This window comes from Nonomuraea sp. NBC_00507, assembly GCF_036013525.1.
GTDB lineage: Bacteria > Actinomycetota > Actinomycetes > Streptosporangiales > Streptosporangiaceae > Nonomuraea.
This window is the reverse complement of record NZ_CP107853.1, coordinates 2260038-2277513: the sequence shown is the minus strand read 5'-3', so window position 1 is coordinate 2277513 and position 17476 is coordinate 2260038. Positions and strand designations below refer to the sequence as shown.

Sequence of the window (17476 nt, the reverse complement as noted above, 5' to 3'; positions counted from 1 at the left end):
CACCGGGTCGCGTGGGCGACCGCGGTTCATCCTGACGACATGGGGACGGCGGGAGTGGCCGAAGACTTCAGCAAGTGGGCCGGATTAAGATCCGGACTATATCCGGAATGCTTCGCGTAGAAGGACTGGGCTGCGTGATGCCTTTAATCCGTAGGTTCCGGGTTCTAGCCCCGGGCTCCCTACCAGCCAAACACCCCCGGAGCGATCTTCGTCCGAGGGTGTTTACTAACGGATCTGCTTACAGGCGAATTCTTGTTCAACAAGCATCCACAACCCGAACATGAGTAATGTGCGTTCCGCAGCAGATCGAGAGGTCTCACCGCACTCCCCCTCGCGAGAGCTCCTGCTGGCACTGTCACACTCGGTGCCTGCTTGGCTGCGTGGCGAGAATCACGCAGGATAGGTCCGTGGACTTGTGGGCCGAATGGGACGACCCGGTCGAGCTACGGATGCGGTTGGACGCCGCGTTGGTCGAGATCGCAGAGCTGCGTGAGCAGAACGACCAACTCAAGCAGCTTCTCCGGCAGCGAGCCACCGCCTCCGACGAGCGCGGCGATATCGATCCTGTCCAGGTCTCCACCATGCCCGTCGACCTGCCCCAGGACGGCTTGCCGTATGCGGACGCGTCATCGTCTCCGTCAGAGAAGCTGGCCTTGTTCAAGGCGTTGTTCGTCGGTCGCCGCGATGTGTACGCGACCCGCTTCTTCAGCCGCAAGTCCAGCAGATACGGGTGGAGCCCAGCCGAGAAGGAATTCTGGCGCAAACGGGACGACGGCGAGCGGGAGTTCCTGCCGCTGACCAATGAGGTTCTCATCGCGCACCTCAGCCGACCTGCCGACAGGCGTGACACCCACGTGGGGCTGTATCCGATGCTGCCCGACGACACCTGTCAGCTACTGGCATGCGATTTCGACGGCGCGGACTGGCGGGGCGACGCCGCTGCCTACGCTGAGGCCTGTGCTGAGGCCGGTATTTGCGCGGCGGCGGAGATTTCCAGGTCGGGCGCTGGCGCTCACGTGTGGATGTTCTTCACCGAGCCGGTGCTGGCCGCTTCGGCGCGTGCGATCGGCATAGGGCTGTTGCGGGAGGCGATCGCACGGCGGGGGACGATGTCGCTGGCCAGCTATGACCGGCTGTTTCCGGCGCAGGACTCGTTGCCTGTCAACGCGGTGGCGCGGTTCCGGTTCGGGAATCTGATCGCGCTGCCGTTGCATGGTGGCAGCCGCGAGCAGGGCACGACATTGTTCTGCGACCCACGAACATGGCAACCGTATGAGGATCAGTTCGCGTTCCTGTCGGGCATGCGTCGGCTGCGCCCGGTTGAGGTGGACGCGCTGGTGAAGCGATTCGGTCAGATCGACGCCGGCCCATCGGTTACGGGCAGGCTGCCGGCCAAGCCGCGCAAGGGCGCGCTGGGCGTCGCTCCCCAACAGGTGCACGCGCGACTTGGTGCCATGCTGGCGATCTCGACCAAGGGCATGCCAGCGCCACTGATCGCCGCTCTCAAGCACCTGGCCGCCTTCCACAACCCGGAGTTCTACCGGCGGCAGTCAATGCGATACTCCACCTTCGCCACCCCACGCTTCGTACGCTGCTTCGACGACAGCGACCCCGGCTGGCTACGACTGCCGCGCGGGCTGGCGGAGGAAGCGGAACAGCTGATCGCGGCAGCAGGTGGCGCCATGGAGATCGCCACCACAGTGCCGGGCCATGACCCGATTACGGCGCGTTTCACCGGCGAGTTGACGAACGTCCAGGCCGAGGCGGTCACTGCGATGACCAAACACCTCATGGGAGTCCTGGTAGCGCCGCCCGGCGCGGGCAAAACCGTGATGGCCTGCGCGCTGATCGCCCGACACCAGGTCCCAACCGCGATCATCGTCAACCGCGCCGAGCTGCTTGACCAATGGAAGGAACGGCTGACGACGTTTCTCGACCTGGGTGAGGCGAAGGTGGGCGGCAAGGGCAAGGGGAAAGACAAGCGGCACGGTGTCGTCGATGTGATCATGCTGCAGTCCGTGGCCCACCGCGACGCCGACCCTTCGCTGCTGAACGAGTACGGCATGATCGTCGTCGACGAATGCCATGCGGTGGGCGCTCCCGCCGCCGAGGCAGCGATCCGCCAGGTGGAAGTGGAACGCTGGATCGGGCTATCGGCCACTCCCTACCGGGCCGATCAGATGGATGCGCTCATCACAATGCAATGCGGACCGATCCGACACGAGATCATCGCCGAGGTGTCGTTCGCCCAGCATCTCATCGTCCACTCGACCGAATTCAGCACCGAGGAGATCGGAAACGACGGAGCCTCCTTCCAAGCCATCTACAGCGAGCTGGCTGCGGACGAGACCCGAACCGCCCAGATCGCTGCCGACGTCGCGGAGGCGGCGACGCGAGGCAGAAACAGCCTGATCCTGACCAACAGAATGGAACACCTGCAACGCCTGGCTACCGCCCTCGAAAACCTAGGCGTGGCCACCACTCTCCTACACGGCCAGCTCACCACCGCCGAACGCGACCACGTCCGCACCCGCCTGGTCGATAACGAGGCAGGACCGCTGGTGCTGGTGGCCATCGACAAGGTCGCAGGCGAGGGGTTCGACCTGCCCCGCCTGGACGCCCTGTTCCTCGCGATGCCGATCTCCTTCAAAGGCAAGGTGATCCAACACGTCGGCCGGATCATGCGAGAAGCCTCCGCCAAACATGACGTCGAGGTCCACGACTATCTGGATGCGCAGGTGCCGCAGCTGGAACGCATGTACGGCAAGCGTCGCCGTACCCTCACCCGTCTCGGCTTCACCACCACGGCTTCCGGCTCCCATATGCCCACGCCAATCGATGCTCCGTCGCTCCCGCCGAAGACCTCATCATGTGCTGCGCAATCGAGCGACCGGCAGCAAACGGTTTCGCACGTGCGCGCGTGGGCCCGTGAACAGGGATTGCAGGTCGCTGACCGAGGCAGGCTCCGCCCGGAGATCTGGCAGGCCTGGCAAGCTGCCGCCGAGCAGGCCGCACCGCCAAATCGATATGACTTGAAAGGCATATGACGTTGATGGCATACTGAAGTGTGTGGACATCGACTGGCCAGCCGAATTCGGCGCGTGGCTTGACCGGCTGGAAGAAGAAGCCCGCGCTGGCGACCGGCGATCGCGATTGCTCTTGGTGTTCACAGCCCGTGCCTTGGATCAGCTTCGGAATCTGACCGAACCGCCCGCTCCGAATGCGGAAACGGCCACGCTGCGGTAGGTTCGCCAGTCGCGCCGCCATCAGCTGTGGCGGGTGTCGCACGCCTATCATCCCGAGGTGGCGGTGCGATTGATCTGCTGGTTCCCGCCAGACACCGGGAAGGTCGTCGTGGCGTTGTTCGCCGGAGACAAGGCCGAGCTGGGCGATCTGTTCTACGACGGCGTGGCCGCACGCGCCGATGGGCTGATCGATCAGTGGAAACGGGAGACCGCATTTGAGGAGAAGCCATGACCGAGCCCGACAAGACTTTCGTCCGTGGCAATGAGCATCTGGATCGGCTGCTCGCCGATCCCGAACTCGCCGGCGACGTCGCCCTGGCACACGAGGCGGCCGAGGAGATGGACCGAGCCTATGCCATGAATCTGGCGATGATCCGCAAAGCCGGACAAATGACCCAGGTTGAGGTGGCCAAGAAACTCGGGGTGGGACAGGCCGTGGTGTCACGGCTGGAGAACCGCAGCGACATGCTGCTGTCCACCCTGTTCGACTACCTCACGGCGACAGGGGCCGAAAGCGCCAGCATCGTCGTGACCGTCCATGGCCGCCGCATCGAACTCGACCTAGCGCAACTACGCAACGCCCCCTCCGAGCGACGATCAGCCTGATCCGTCCGCTCGTCCTCCACGATGGATGGCGAGCACGGATCCACCGGATCGACACCATGGGTCCCTCGGGAGGTGTCGGTCTCCCCGGAAACGGGCGACCAGGATGCGTTGGTTTGCGACCTCGCGTTGGCCGTCGATGCACTTGGCGTAGACGCGCAGGAGCACATCAACACCGTGTCCTGCTCGTTCGGCCACCTCAGGGGCGTGAACGCCTGCGTTGAGCCACGGCGCCACGGCCGCGTGCCGTAGGTCGTAGGGGCGGGCCGCCAGCGGTGAGGCGGCTTGATCGGACGCCGCGATGGAGCGGATGGCGCAGGAGCGCGGCCAGCTCTCCGAGCACATCACCGACCTCACGCACGCGCGACGCACTCGATGGGCTGATCACCGCGAATCAAGCACATCGAGAGAGCCTGCGGGCACCAGTGGCCAACTGAACCAGCCCACGTACCTCAGCAGGGTCGATGACGCTTTGCGGGTCCCCAGACTTGTCTTCGCGCGGCCACGGAGCAAGTAGACAGGGTGGGGAGATGACGAATGTAACGGCGTCAACGAGCAGCCCCAGGTTGACGCCACCGAGCGTCCGCCGTGCCGTTGATCTTCGAGCACCAGGTTCGAGCTGTCCGCCACATGGGTCGTGGCCGCGACCACGGTCTTCTCGTCGTGCTCGCGGAGCATGCGCAGGACAGTCGCAGGTGAGGGATGCTTGCCCTTTTCTTACCCTTGGTGATGACGAGCCGGGAGTCGATGTCGCGACGGCTGAAGTTCTGCTGGCGCAGGTGTAAGGCGATGGACAGCATGGCGGGGTCAGTGACGGTGGCGCCGCCGATGCTCTTGCCCGGGTGCAGCCATCCATGCAGTTAAAGCGGCACGGTAGCCGCTTCAGGCCAGCCGTCGGGCAGTACACCCGATCCGTCGGGTACCGGATCAAACCATCCGGACCACCCATCCGGCCGGCGGCCGTGCCGTTCCTGGCATCGGGAAATGAAGCGAGTCACCCGAAGTTGTGCGGCCTCGCCAGTCGCCTTGGTGTCAGCTCTCGTTCATCCGTGGAGTTCGCGGTGCCAGAGGTTCTCGCAGATGCGTTCGATGCCCGTGGTCAGATGGCGGCGGTAGGTGGTGAAGGGCAGGCCGAGGCGTTCGGCGGCGGCTTGCTGGCTGGGGACGCCGCGCAGGTAGGTGGTTTCCAGGGCGCGCTGGAGCTTGCCGGCGCGCGGGTCGCGGCCGAGGTTGTGAATGCTTTCTTCCAGGAGCCGGCGCAGGGCTTGGACGGGGTCGTCGTGGTCGGCGATCAGCCTGCTGCGGATGAGGGGGTTGGCGGCCAACTCGGAGTCCCGTGACAGGTGACGCAGAGCCTTGCGGACGGCATCGGTGAATTCCGCCTGTGTCAGCACCGCGAGCTTGGGCTCTCGTACGGGAGTGACGTTCGCCGGCGTGTCGGCCGACAGCAGCCGCTCCAGCCACACCTGGGCGGGCAGCGCCCGCCAGTCATGGGCGAACAGGGCATATTCGGCATCGCCCAACCAGGGGCGCTCGAGCTCGTACGGGCTGTCGCGCCGGTAGTAGTCGGCTCTGGGGTCATCGACGGGCACGCCCATGACCGACCAGGCCATGTGTTCCGAACGCAGGGAGTGACCGACGCCGCGCCACTCCATCACCGACGACAGGCCCCGGTCCCGCCCGTGTACCCAGATCCGGCCGACGCCCAGGTGCTCACCCGGCCGCAGCGGGGCGACGGCGCGGACATGGGCCCAGGAGGCGGCGACGATCGGGTCCGCCGCCTCCTCCTCGTCGCTGGGCCGCTCCAAGCGAAGCCAGGCGCAGACGCCGGCCAGTTCACCGGTCGCGGTATGCCGGTAGAGGTGGAACGCCTGCGGTTGCCGGGCGGCCCAGAAGGCGATGGCGGCCGCCGACTCCGCGCCGTCGACGTCGGCGACCAGACCCACCACGGCCTCGGTGTCCCCGGGCCGGAAGGCCTCCTCGTACACGTCGTCCTCCTGCCGCCAGAAGTCCCGGCCCGGCAGAGACCTGCGATGGCGGCGCAGGTAGAACATGGAGCCGACGACCCGGAGCACGTCGGCGTCGCCAACCGTGCGGACCTGGGCCATGAGGTGGCTGTTGATGCGCTGGTGCAGGTCGGCGTGACCCCGGGGATCACGCCAGCGCAGGTCCGTTTCGAGGATCTCCCGCACGACGTCATGCGGATACAAACCGAGCGGGCCCGACTCGATGAAGGGCAGCCGCCGTAACCAGGCGAACAACAAGGCGGCATCATCGTCGGGCAGCACCGCACGAAGCAGATCCTCCGTGGTCATGTACGTGTGCGCGCACACCTCCAGCGCATGCCGATGCGCCGCACTCGGCACCTCCCCGATCAACTGATCGAGCAACGTGGCCACCACATCCTGAGTCGGCGTCCACCGGGAACTGGCCTTCTCATCCTTACTCGCCACCGCCGCCCCCAAAGACAGCGCCAGCGGATGCCCGCCCGCAAAAGCCAGCAGCGACTCCCGCTGACCATCGCCCACCCCACGGGCCGCCAGCAACGCCGCAGCATCCTCAAGCGCCAGGTCACGCAGCGGCATGACCCGCAACGTATCGCTCCAGTCAGGGTCGGCCTGCCAGGTCAGGTCCGGCGGGAACCGCCCGGCCACGACGACCAGCGCACCGACCGGCAGACGGGGCAGGAAACGCTCCCGCAGCCAACCCTCCAGACTCTGCAGATGTTCGAAGGTGTCGATGAGCAACACCACCCGCTCATCGGCGAACGCCGGACCGGCCTCGGCCTCCAAAGCCACCGGAGAAGGCCCCAAAGTGCGCCCGTCCAGCATCGTGACCGACCATCCGGCCACCAACGCCTCCTGCGCGAACCGGCGCAGCAACGCCGACTTCCCGACACCGCCCGGACCGTGCACGAACAACACCCGCCCACCGGTACGCAAGGCGGCCTCGAAGACGGCGAGTTCCTCCTGACGCCCGACGAAAGACCGCTCCCTCGCCGCCATCAGACGCCGCTCCAGCGATCCGGAACTCTGACTCTTCTCCCCAGGCATACGGGTCAACGCAACCTTCCGTCCGAGTAAACAATCTTAATTGATCAGGCATGTGACATCCTCGCCAAGTCCGAGCGGCGATGCTCGCGATCATCACGTGTCTGCGCACCTTTGATGCGGCGGACTTCCCAGATCCTCCGCAGCGCCCGGACGTTCGTGCCAACACGGTGAGCTACCGGGTAGGGGGATGAGAGCAGCAAGAATGCTGGAGGCCGAGATGAACCGCTCGGTATGGGTGGGGATTGTGGCCGGGGCGGCGCTGGCGGTCAGTGGAGGAGCCGGCGTCGCGGTCGCGGCCATCGGTGAGTCCCTGCCGCGGCAGGCCGCGGTAGGGCAGCAGACCGCCTCGAATTGGAGCATGTCGGGGCCGATCAGCCGGATGCCCGCGGTAAACGCCGGCGACGAGGCCGACTACCTGACCCACATGGTGGCCCACCATCAGGAGGCGGTGGAGGCGGCTCGGCAGCTTCAGCGCTCCGGTCGGGCCGAGATGCGTACGCTGGGCGCGTCGATCGTCAGGACGCAAACCGCTGAGATCGTCACGATGAAGGCATGGCTGGCCACGTGGTATCCCGGGCGTCCACCGGCGAGTGACTACCGGCCGATGATGCGCGATCTGTCCAAGCTGTCGGGCGACGGGCTGGATGAGGCGTTTCTGCAGGACATGATTCCTCACCACATGATGGCCGTCATGATGTCGGAACATCTGCTCATGCACGGGAGCGTCCCGCACGCCGAGGTCGCCGCCTTCGCCGACCAGGTGGGCGATGCCCAGCATGCCGAGATGCTGCAGATGCGGCAGTACCTGGCCGACTGGTTCGGTGGCTCAGGCATGTCCTGTCCCATGTGGGGCCGCCCCTCCGGGTAATGGCCTCGTGAAGGTGCCGCTGAACACCGGGTGTCCCGTGCCGGTTTTTGTGGTCACGGGCGCACTCGTGCGGCCTGGGATCGGACGACACACGCAGGCCTGCGCCGCGTAAGCGGGCAGCCTTCGAGAACTTCCCAGGTGAACCGGACCAGCGGGTCTCCGCCTTACTCGTGGACGTACCTCACGAAGGAGCGGCTCAGCGGCGCGTGGTCGGCGAAGGCAGACGCGGCGGCCGCCACCGCCAGGTGGCGTTGCCATCGGCGGCGATGCCCTTGCGCCACAAGGGCGCGGGTATCAGCCGGATCATGGTCGCCATCACCCGGTGGGCGGCCTTGGAGGTGGTCCGGCCGCCGTCCTTGCGGGCGCCGCGGGCGGTGGCCTGGGTACGGGGGCGGCGCTCGGCGTCGTAGCGGCGCAGCGAGGCCTCGATGGTCGGCTCGCCGGCGAGCGCGGCGGCGAGTACGACGGCGTCCTCTATCGACTGTCCGGCGCCTTGGCCGCGGTCGGGGCTCATGGCGTGCGCGGCATCGCCGAGCAGGACGACCCGGCCGTTGACGTAGGTCGGCAGCGGGTCGAGGTCGTGGATGTCGATGTGGATGACCGAAGGAGGAGCGGTGGCCTCGATCAACGCCGGGATCGGGTCGTGCCAGTCTCCGATCCGGCGGGCGATCTCGGCCTTCTCCTGCTCATAGCGGATGCTCGCAGCGTCGGCGGTGGTGACGTAGGCCCAGTACGCGCGGCCACGCCCGACCGGATGGATAAGGAAATAGCCGCCCGGGCCGAGCGTGATGCTGCCGGGCAGACCGGGAACCTCGGCGATGCCCAGCCAGGCGGTGCGGCCCAGGAAGCGCGGCGGTGGCGCGTCCGGCCACAGTTGCCCGCGCACGGTGCTGCGGATCCCGTCGGCGGCGATGACCAGTTCCGCGCTCAGCTCAGTGCCGCCGCACTTCACCGTTACGGTCTCTGCGTCCTGCCTTACGGCGATGACCTCGGCGCCCGTACGAACCCAGCCGTCGGGTACCGCCTCCAGCAGCACCTGGTGCAGGTCGGCGCGGTGAAAGGCCAGCATGGCGGTCGCGTCGCCGGGCCGTGCTCGCTGCAGGTAGCGGCCTTCCGGCGTGCGCAGGTTGCCAGAGGCATGGGTGGGCACCCCAGCCGATCGGGCCTGCTGCTCCACGCCGAGTTCGGCCAGCGCCCGCATGGCGTTCGGGGCCTGGGACATGCCGGCGCCGATCTCGCCAAGCTCGGCCGCTCGCTCCAGCACCGTGGCCTGCCAGCCGATCCGGTGTAATGCCAGTGCCGCGGCCAGTCCACCGATGCCGCCGCCAACCACGATGGCTTGTTTTGTCATGGCTTCTCCTGATCGTCGGGCTGGAGGGGCGGTGCGTTGCCGAACACCTTGGCCATCCACTCGAAGGTGACGTGCGCTTGGCGGACGCGTGCGGCCCGCTCATCGTCCGAGCCGACCAAGTCCAGGCCGTCGCGGGTGATGTCCATGAACGAAGCGATCGAGGCGATCTGCCGGCGCACTACGACCGCCCAGGCATCCTCGGCCATCCCGTAGTAGACGGTGCGCTCACCCGGCCGCGTTCGCCAGGTCAGGAACCCCATGCTCGTCAGCAGTCGCAGGTTCGAGGTCAGCGACGCCCGGCTGGCGCCGATAGCGGCACTGATCTGCCCGGCGGACTGCTCGGGCGGATCGCAGACCATCAGCCAGCCCAGCACCCGCCCGTATGCCTCGTTCGGGGCGTGGGAAGGTCGTTGTGGCGTTGTTCGCCGGGGACAAGGCCAAGTTGGGCGATCTGTTCTATGACAGCGTGGCCACACGCGCGGATGGGCTGATCGATCATTGGAACGGGAGACTGCGTGTGAGGAGAAGCCATGACCGAGCCCGACAAGACCTTTGTCCGTGGCAATGGGCACCTGGATCGGCAGTCTGGCCGCCGAACGCAAGAACGCGCTGCTGCTGCGAGTGACCGAGGACGACGCCACACGGGTCCGCTGGGAACTCCTACGCGAATTCAGCGGCAACACCGCCGACCACGTGGAAACAGGCCGGACAGTCGCCGAACTGCTGGACACCGCCGCCACCCGCCGCCACACCCGCGAGCAACAGGAGACAGCCCGGCACGCGGAAGAACAGACCCGTCGGCAACAAACGCAACGCCAGGCCCGGGAACTTCACCTGAATAAGCTCGCCCAAGATCTCGAAGCAGCATGGGCACGGGTGGAGTCCTTCACTGACACCAGGAAGCCACGCGAGTACGACCAGGCCGTCGATCTCCTCCGCGATCTGCAGGCCCTGGCCATCCGTGACGACCACGCCGGCACCTTCGCCCAACGCTTCACCCACCTCCGGGAACGACACCAGGGCAAACCCAGTCTGATCAAGCGATTCACCGCTGCCGGCCTGATCCCGGAGTGACCAGATACCCCCCGCCTTCCCGGAGGCGGGGATGACCATGGCGCTCACCGAGGACGCCACCGCGCTGTACGGCCGGGTCATGGACGAGCGCTGAGCCCTTGAGTCGTGAAGTGCAGTCATTCGTCCGATACCTCGGCCGAGCCGCCCGTCCGCATGATGGCCTGAGAACCGGGCGATCACGAGGAAACCGATGGGCATTCCACTCTGGCGGGCATGGGATCGCCTCACGGCCGGCGATCCCGGGCTCCTCCGCACCACGAGCGCGCTCAGGGCCGTCGCTGGCATCGCCCTCACTCTGGCTCTCCTGGCCCTCATGGACATGCCTGCCGCGTTCCTCGTCGCCGGCTGCTTCGCTCCTTTCACCGTGGCACTGGCCGGCGGCCACAGCCTCGCGCGTGACCAGGTCTTCGTGGTCGTCGCGGCCGTTCCGCTAGTGTCCGCGGTCCTGCTCGCGGGCAGCGCTCTCGCGCCCTACTCCGTGGCGGCCGAGGCCTTCTTCGTCCTGTTGATCTTCTGGTCGGTGTACGTCCGCCGATACGGTCCACGGGGACAGGCGCTCGGAATTTTCGCCTTCATGGCGTACTTCCTGACCCAGTTCCTCGACGCGCGGGTGGGCTGGCTACCCAATTTGTACGCCGCCGTCGGCATCGGCTTCGCCGCTGACGCCCTGGTGGGCTTCGGCCTGCTGCGGACCAGCCCCGCCAGGACGCTGCGGCTGCTGCGGCGCGCCTTCCGCACTTACCTGAGCCCGGCTCCCACCGCGCTCGTGGATGTCCACCACGCGATCGGCGAGCTGATGGGGGCCACGGCCGGGCTTCGGCCGATCGCCGACGGCTCGTATCGTGCCGTGGACGGTGGCCCCGCGGGTCGTACGGGCGGCGGGCTCAGGCGCGTCACGACGCGGCAGGCCTTCCAGGTCTCCGCGGCGGCGGCGATCGCCGTCGTGGGCGGGGAGTTGTCGTCCTCAGAGCGCTGGTACTGGGCCGTGCTCACCGCGTGGGTCGTCTTCGTCAACACCGAGAGCTCCGGAGAGATCCTGCTCCAGGGCTTCCAGCGGCTGCTGGGCACCGTTCTGGGTGTGGCGTGCGGGCTGTCGTTCGCGGCCGTGGCCGGTGGCGACGTCCCACTGGCCCTCGGTCTGTCGCTGGTCTGCGTCTTCGGCGTCTTCCGCACCGCGCCGCACGCGTACTGGGTGGTGACGTTCTTCATCACCTGCCTGATCGCCATGGCGTTCGTCCTGCTGGGCACGTTCTCGGCCGAGCTCCTCGCGCTGCGGGTCCGGGAGACCGCCTTCGGTGCGCTCTGCGGGGTGCTCGCGGGGGCGCTCGTCCTGCCCACGACCGTGCGCCGGGCGAGTGGTGAGCGGCTGCTCAAGGTGCTGCGGGCCCTCCGGCGTACGCGGGTGCCGGAAAGGGGCGCGCTGCTCGACGCCATTGAGCTGGACCGGGCTCTGGAGGAGCTGCGCGGCTCCCTGCGCCCGCTGACCCATCCGCTGAACCCGCGCCGCGCACGCCGTGCCCACGCCCGCCACCTGCTCACGCTGCTGGAGTCGTGCGCGTACCACGCCCGCAGCCTCGCCGCCGTGACCGGCGAAACGGGCGAGGCGGCGTGCGCGGACCACGCCTCCGAGCGCATCCGGGCCAACCTCGACCGGGTGATCCACCTGGTGGAAGCGGGCGCGTGGCCTGTGATCCCCTGCCACGACGGCCGCCGCACGCTGGCGCGGATCGCCGCCGACCCCCGGTGGGGCGGCGACGGTACGTCGGGGGCGCATCGCGGGCACTTTCACCTGGACCGCCTGGACGAGGCGACGGCCGAGCTGGCGGGGCTCCCGGCGAGGCATGGATCAGGCGCCCGGCACCCTAGTCGGTCGTGCAGGCCGTCGTCTCCAGCAGGTCACGCAGTTGGGAGCGGGCGGTGACGCCCAGCTTGGGGAAGGTGCGGTAGAGGTGGGAGCCGACGGTGCGCGGCGACAGGAAGAGCCGTTCGCCGATCTCACGGTTGGTCAGCCCGCGGGCGGCGAGCCGGACGATCTGCTGTTGTTGCGGGGAGAGCCCGGCGAAGGCTCCAGGGTCGGCCAGGTCGACGTCCAGGCCGGCCGCCCGCAGCTCGGCCTGCGCGCGTTCCGTCCACGGCCGCGCGCCCAGCCGGCGGAAGGTGTCGTACGCCGCGGTGAGGAACGGCCGCGCCTCGGCGATCCGGCGGCGGCGGCGCAGCCATTCCGCGTACGCCAGCAGTGTCTGTGCGCGTTCGAACGGCCAGCGTTCCAGCGCGGGGTCTTCCAGGGCGGCCAGGAAGCCGGGCTCGGCGTGCTCGGGGTCGGCGAGCAGCGCACGGCTGCGGTGGACCAGGGCTCGCAGGCGGGGCGAGCCGCCCTGGGCGAGAGCACGGGCCGAGCGCTCGACGATCTCGATCGTCTCGGCGTGGTGGCCGCTGCGCGCGGCGGACTCGGCGAGCTCCGGTAGGGCCGGGTAGGAGGCGTGGTAGTGGACGGGGTCGCCGTTCGGGCCGAAGACCGTCCGCGCGTGCTCGTAGGCGGCCTCGTAGTCGCCTTCGACCATGGCGGCGGCGGTCAGGGCGCGGTGTGCGTACACGGCGACCGATCGGCTCTCCAGCGGGTCCACCAGGCGCAGCGCCTCGTCGGCGAGCGCGCGGGCGCCCGCCGCATCGCCCTGGGAGGCCACGATCATGGCCTCGATGGCGTGCGCGCAGGCGACGGCGTGGTCAAGCCGGGCCGCGGCCGGCAGCGCTGTGAGTTCGGCGCACACCGCGCGGGCCTGGTCCCAGCGGCCGTACTCGAAGTAGGCCAGCGCGACGCCGCCCCCGAGCCCGTCGGGGAGCGGCCCCGTGGTGCGCCACGACTGTACGGCCTCGTCGAACGTGCGTACGGCCAGCGGGGTCTCGTCCAGCACCCAGGCCGCGACGGCGAGCGCGGTCAACCGTTCGGGGCGGCCCCCGGCAGCGGCGATGAGGCCCGGTAGCCGGGGCGCCAGGTCACGTCCGCCGCCGAACGGGTCCGACACGATCCGCGCCCACTCCCGCACCGGGCCGGCGGGCAGGAGCGGCAGAAGCCGGTCGATCTCCCGCCGCTCGGACTCCTCGCCCGAGTAGAAGCGCAGCACGGCCGTGGCGGCGAGCGCGTCCAGCGCGATGGCCGGGTGCGTGACCGCCAGGTCGCCGGCGATCGTGGCCAGGCCGGCGAAGATGGTGGCGTGCTGCCTGGTCAGCGCTGCCAGCCGGCCGACGTGCAGTGAGGCGGCGGCAAGCACGGCGGGGTCGTCGGTACGGGCGCGGACCTGGCCGGCCAGCTTCTCCACCCAGGGCAGGTCTGCGGTGAAGACGGCCAGCCCGGCCGCGTCCGCAAGCAGCCGGGCGCCGTCGTCGCGCCCGGGACGCAACTCGGCCGCCCTGGCCAGCGCCTTGGCGGCCGCCGCGTAGCCGCCTCGTCTGCGTGCCCTGTCCGCCGTCTGCTCCAGGGCAGCCGACACCTCCGCGTCCGGGTGGAGGGTGGCGGCGGCGAGATGCCAGGCGCGGCGGTCCGGTTCGTCGCGCAGGGCGCCGGCCAGCGCGCGGTGGGCCTCCATGCGGGCGTCGAACAGCGCGGCGTGGTAGATCGCGGAGCGCACCAGCGGGTGGCGGAACCGTACGTGCCTGCCGGCCCGGCGGATCAGCCCCGACTCTTCGACGGCGAGCCAGGCTTTGTCGCCGGCCTCGGGCAGCAGCGCCAGCACGGCGTCGGGCGGATCCTCCACGTCGGCGGCGGCCAGGAGCAGCAGGGCGCGTCTGCCGGACTCAGGCAGCTCCGCCAGCCGGGCGGCGTAGCCGACCGCCAGCCGCTCGCCGACCGGCAGCGGACCGTGGTCGTCGGGGTCGAGCGAAGCGTGCGCGGCCAGTTCGAGCAGGGCCAGCGGGTTCCCCGCGGCCTGCTCGAGCACGCGTTCCCCGGCCCTGCTCGTCAGGCCGGGCGCGCGCAGGTCGAGCAGCCGCCGCGACGCCGCGCGGTCGAGCGGGGGCAGCACGAGCGTCGGGAACCCCCGCTCGAAGCCCCGCTCGCCGTCGTCGCGTACGGCGGCCAGGAGGGCGATGGGGTCGTCGTCCAGCCGCCGGGCGGCGAAGGCGAGGACCTCGGCGGAGACGGAGTCGATCCACTGGGCGTCGTCGAGCACGACCATGAGGGGCGTCCGTTCGGCCGCCTGGGACAGCAGAGTCAGGACCGCGACCCCCGTCAGCAGCGGATCGGGGGCGTCGGGCACGAACCCGAAGGCCCCAAGCAGCGCCCGGCGCTGCCGGTCCGGCAGGCCGGCCGCCTCGTCCAGCACGGGCCGCAGAAGCTGGTGCAGGCCCGCGAAGGCCAGGTCTGTCTCGGACTCGCGACCGCTCGCCCGCAGCACCCGGCGGCCTGCCTCCTCGGCGCGGCGGACCGTGTGCTCCAGCAGGGTGCTCTTGCCCATCCCTGCGGCTGCGGACAGGAGCAGCACCTGGCCGCCGCCGGACGCGTCCGCCACCAGCGCGGTGAGCTGCTCGATCTCGGCGTCCCGTCCGATGATCGCCTCGCGTTCCGCGGCGACGCGGAAGGGTGCCCGCTCGTCCACAGGCCCTCCAGAGATCAGCTCTACACGCCCCGCAGCGTCGTCGCAGGTCCGTGTCCCCTTTCCGCCACGGTAGCAGCGCGTGGCCGCCGCGGCGGATGCAGTCACCTGACGCATACCGCCGGCCTCGGGCGGCGGCGCACGATGGACGGGCGGCGGATCTCACCGCCCTCATCTTGATCAAGGAATGCTCATGTCTGCCAATCAAGTCACTCTGGGTGATGTCATGGTCACGCGGGTCTGGGAGTACTACGGGCCCGTCGAGATGACGCCCGAGACGTTCTTCCCGGACAGCTCGCCACGGATATGGGAGGAGCACTCCTCCTGGCTGGAGCCGCAGTTCGTGGACCCCGACACGCGGATCGTCAACTCCGCGATCCAGACCTGGCTGCTCCGCAGCGAGGGCAGGAACATCCTCATCGACACCGGGGTCGGCAACCATAAGGAGCGGCCCTACTCGCGGGTCTGGAGCCGCCTCAACACCGGTTTCCTGGACAACCTGGCCCGCGCCGGCGTACGGCCCGAGGACGTGGACATCGTGGTGAACACCCACCTCCACGTGGACCACGTCGGCTGGAACACCTACCTGGACGGCCGCACCTGGGTACCGACCTTCCCCAACGCCACCTACCTCATCTCCAGGGCCGACTTCGACTTCTGGAACCCGGCGAACGAGCACAAGCCGCTGCTCGGCCGGGGCAACCAGAACGTGTTCGAGGACAGCGTCGCCCCTGTCCACGAGGCGGGCCTGACCACGCTGTGGGAGGACTCGTACACGATCGACTCCAATCTGCGCCTGGACCTCGCGCCCGGGCACACGCCAGGGTCCTCGGTGGTCACCCTCGAGTCGGGTACGGACCGCGCGGTGTTCGTCGGCGACATGCTGCACAGCCCCGTGCAGTTCGTGGAGCCGGACGCCAACAGCTGCTTCTGCGAGGACCCGGCCGAGGCGCGCGCCACCCGCCGCAAGGTGCTCGGCTGGGCCGCCGACCAGGGCGCCCTGGTCGTTCCCGCGCATCTGGGCGGGCAGGGGGCCGCCGAGGTGATCCGCGAAGGGAGCGGGTTCGCCATCAAGGACTGGGCGCCGTTCGCACCGCACTCCGAGACCGGGGAGGGCGCTCGATGAACCACCACGCGGACGCCACCGTCGTCACCGCGCAGGGCGCCGTGCGCGGCCTGCGCCGCGACGGGACGACCGTTTTCCTGAACATCCCGTACGCCGCCCCGCCGACCGGCGCCGCCCGATTCGCCGCCCCGAGGCCGCACCCCCCTTGGGACGGCGTACGGGACGCCACCAGGCCGGGGCCCACCGCGCCCCAGGCCGAACGCAGGCTCGGCAGCGTGGACATGACCCCGTACTTCGGGCCTGGCTGGATCCCCGGCGAGGACTTCCTGACCGTCAACGTGTGGACACCGGGAGCCGGTGGCGCGCGGTTGCCCGTGATGGTGTTCGTGCACGGCGGCGGGTTCGTGGCGGGTTCCACCCGGTCGGAGATCTACGACGGAGCCGCCTTCGCCCGCGACGGGGTGGTCCTGGTGACGCTGAACTACCGGCTGGGCATCGCGGGCTTCCTCCACCTGCCCGGGGCGCCCGCCAACCGAGGCCTGCTCGACGTGATCGCCGCCCTGCGCTGGGTACGGGAGAACATCGCGGCGTTCGGCGGCGACCCGGACCACGTCACGCTGTTCGGCCAGTCGGCGGGCGCCACGATCGTCGGCGCGGTGCTGACCGCGCCCGAGGCCGAGGGGCTGTTCCGGCGCGCGATCACGCAGAGCGGCAGCGGCCTGGGCGCCTTCACACCGGAGCAGGCCGCCCGCGTGACCCGCGCCGCGGCCCACGCCCTGGGGATCGAGCCGCACGCCGACGCCTTCGCCGGCATCCCCGACCAGCGGCTCGTCGAGGTCATGCCCGAGCTGTCGGGCATCGACCTGCGGACCGAGACCCACAGTGACCCGCTCATCGGGCTCAGCCCGATGAGCGTCGTGCTCGGCCGGCAGCCGGCCGAGGCCGTTGCCGCAGGCCGGGGCGCGGGCGTGGACCTGCTGGTGGGCACCAACACGGAGGAGGGCAACCTCTACCTGGCGCCGTTCGGGAGCCTGTCCACCGCGACGGCGGCGGACGTGGACGCCGCGGCGGCCCGCTCGCACCCCGAGCCCGACCGCCTCGTCGAGATCTACCGCAAGTCCCGCCCGCAGGCGTCCTTCGGGGAGCTTCGCTCGGCCATCATGGGCGACGCCCTGTTCGGCGTGGGAAGCCGGCGCCTGGCCGACGCGCACGCGGGGACGGCCGCCGCGACCTACCGCTACTCGTTCGCCTGGCGCTCGGACGCCCTGGGCGGTGAGCTGGGCGCCACCCACGCCGTGGAGGTGCCGTTCGTCTTCGACGTCACCGACCTGCCCCGGCTGCGCGGCCCCCAGGCCCTGCTCGGCACTGACGAGCCGCCGGCCGACCTGGCCGGCTGGATGCACGCGGCCTGGGTCGCCTTCGCCACGACCGGCGATCCCGGCTGGGACCGCTACGACTCCGGCCGGCGGGCCACCATGCGCATCGGCGGTGAACGGAGCCTGGTGGACGACCCGCACGGCGAGGAGCTCCAGGCGTGGCCGTAGGAGTGGCGAGCGGCCCACACCTTTGCCGCGCTCTTCCCTGACCTTAACCTCGCGGCCGTTTACCGGATCCGTAGAGGGCAAGC

The 17476-nt window shown here is 69.5% G+C and carries 13 protein-coding genes and 1 pseudogene; 9 read left to right on the top strand and 5 right to left on the bottom strand.

Annotated features, from left to right (window positions below):
- Nucleotides 1–407 precede the first annotated feature (407 nt).
- From OHA25_RS11565 to OHA25_RS11550, 4 genes are read left to right on the top strand one after another with little or no spacing between them, the layout of a single operon-like run.
- On the top strand, nt 408–3047 hold the full coding sequence (locus OHA25_RS11565) for a TOTE conflict system archaeo-eukaryotic primase domain-containing protein (RefSeq protein WP_327587567.1): 2640 nt from the start codon (nt 408–410) through the stop codon (nt 3045–3047).
- 22 nt (nt 3048–3069) lie between these two features.
- Nucleotides 3070–3246 (top strand): hypothetical protein, encoded by a 177-nt coding sequence (locus tag OHA25_RS11560; RefSeq protein ID WP_327587566.1) that lies wholly within the window; start codon nt 3070–3072, stop codon nt 3244–3246.
- Between the two features lie 57 nt (nt 3247–3303).
- Nucleotides 3304–3477, top strand: a complete 174-nt coding sequence (locus OHA25_RS11555; protein ID WP_327587565.1) for a hypothetical protein — start codon at nt 3304–3306, stop codon at nt 3475–3477.
- Nucleotides 3474–3851: a helix-turn-helix domain-containing protein gene (locus OHA25_RS11550; RefSeq protein WP_327587564.1), complete on the top strand. Its 378-nt coding sequence runs from the start codon at nt 3474–3476 to the stop codon at nt 3849–3851. Before OHA25_RS11555 ends, OHA25_RS11550 begins: the two co-directional genes overlap by 4 nt.
- Nucleotides 3852–3953: 102 nt before the next feature.
- On the opposite strand, the pseudogene OHA25_RS11545 reads toward OHA25_RS11550, so the two are convergent.
- Nucleotides 3954–4136: pseudogene (locus OHA25_RS11545) on the bottom strand (tyrosine-type recombinase/integrase); the annotation flags it as partial.
- Between the two features lie 755 nt (nt 4137–4891).
- The gene (locus OHA25_RS11540) at nt 4892–6853 is read right to left on the bottom strand and encodes an ATP-binding protein (protein WP_327587563.1); all 1962 of its coding nucleotides are present in this window, start codon (nt 6851–6853) and stop codon (nt 4892–4894) included.
- Between the two features lie 250 nt (nt 6854–7103).
- Here OHA25_RS11540 and OHA25_RS11535 point away from each other — a divergent pair, with 250 nt between their 5' ends.
- A complete protein-coding gene (locus tag OHA25_RS11535) occupies nt 7104–7769 on the top strand; it encodes a DUF305 domain-containing protein (protein WP_327587562.1) in 666 nt (221 codons plus the stop codon).
- A gap of 196 nt (nt 7770–7965) precedes the next feature.
- Here OHA25_RS11535 and OHA25_RS11530 read toward each other — a convergent pair whose 3' ends face one another.
- Both OHA25_RS11530 and OHA25_RS11525 read right to left on the bottom strand, forming a co-directional pair.
- Nucleotides 7966–9120: an FAD-dependent monooxygenase gene (locus tag OHA25_RS11530; protein WP_327587561.1), complete on the bottom strand. Its 1155-nt coding sequence runs from the start codon at nt 9118–9120 to the stop codon at nt 7966–7968.
- Nucleotides 9117–9494 (bottom strand): GbsR/MarR family transcriptional regulator, encoded by a 378-nt coding sequence (locus tag OHA25_RS11525; RefSeq protein ID WP_327587560.1) that lies wholly within the window; start codon nt 9492–9494, stop codon nt 9117–9119. Before OHA25_RS11525 ends, OHA25_RS11530 begins: the two co-directional genes overlap by 4 nt.
- Before the next feature lie 190 nt (nt 9495–9684).
- Between OHA25_RS11525 and OHA25_RS11520 the strand changes: the two genes are divergently transcribed.
- Entirely contained in the window at nt 9685–10194 is a 510-nt protein-coding gene (locus tag OHA25_RS11520; protein ID WP_327587559.1) for a hypothetical protein, read from the top strand.
- A 190-nt stretch (nt 10195–10384) separates the two neighbouring features.
- Complete coding sequence (locus OHA25_RS11515; RefSeq protein WP_327587558.1) at nt 10385–12115, top strand: FUSC family protein; 1731 nt, start codon at nt 10385–10387, stop codon at nt 12113–12115.
- Here the strand turns inward: OHA25_RS11515 and OHA25_RS11510 are convergent.
- Nucleotides 12057–14786 carry a helix-turn-helix transcriptional regulator gene (locus OHA25_RS11510; RefSeq protein WP_327587557.1) on the bottom strand — a complete coding sequence of 910 codons (2730 nt, stop codon included), beginning with the start codon at nt 14784–14786 and terminating at the stop codon, nt 12057–12059. The genes OHA25_RS11515 and OHA25_RS11510 overlap by 59 nt on opposite strands.
- 190 nt (nt 14787–14976) lie before the next feature.
- On the opposite strand from OHA25_RS11510, the gene OHA25_RS11505 reads away from it, so the two are divergent.
- Together OHA25_RS11505 and OHA25_RS11500 are read left to right on the top strand one after the other, a co-directional pair.
- Entirely contained in the window at nt 14977–15909 is a 933-nt protein-coding gene (locus tag OHA25_RS11505) for an MBL fold metallo-hydrolase (protein ID WP_327587556.1), read from the top strand.
- Nucleotides 15906–17393 carry a carboxylesterase/lipase family protein gene (locus tag OHA25_RS11500; RefSeq protein WP_327587555.1) on the top strand — a complete coding sequence of 496 codons (1488 nt, stop codon included), beginning with the start codon at nt 15906–15908 and terminating at the stop codon, nt 17391–17393. The genes OHA25_RS11505 and OHA25_RS11500 overlap by 4 nt, the downstream gene beginning before the upstream one ends.
- Nucleotides 17394–17476: the final 83 nt, after the last annotated feature.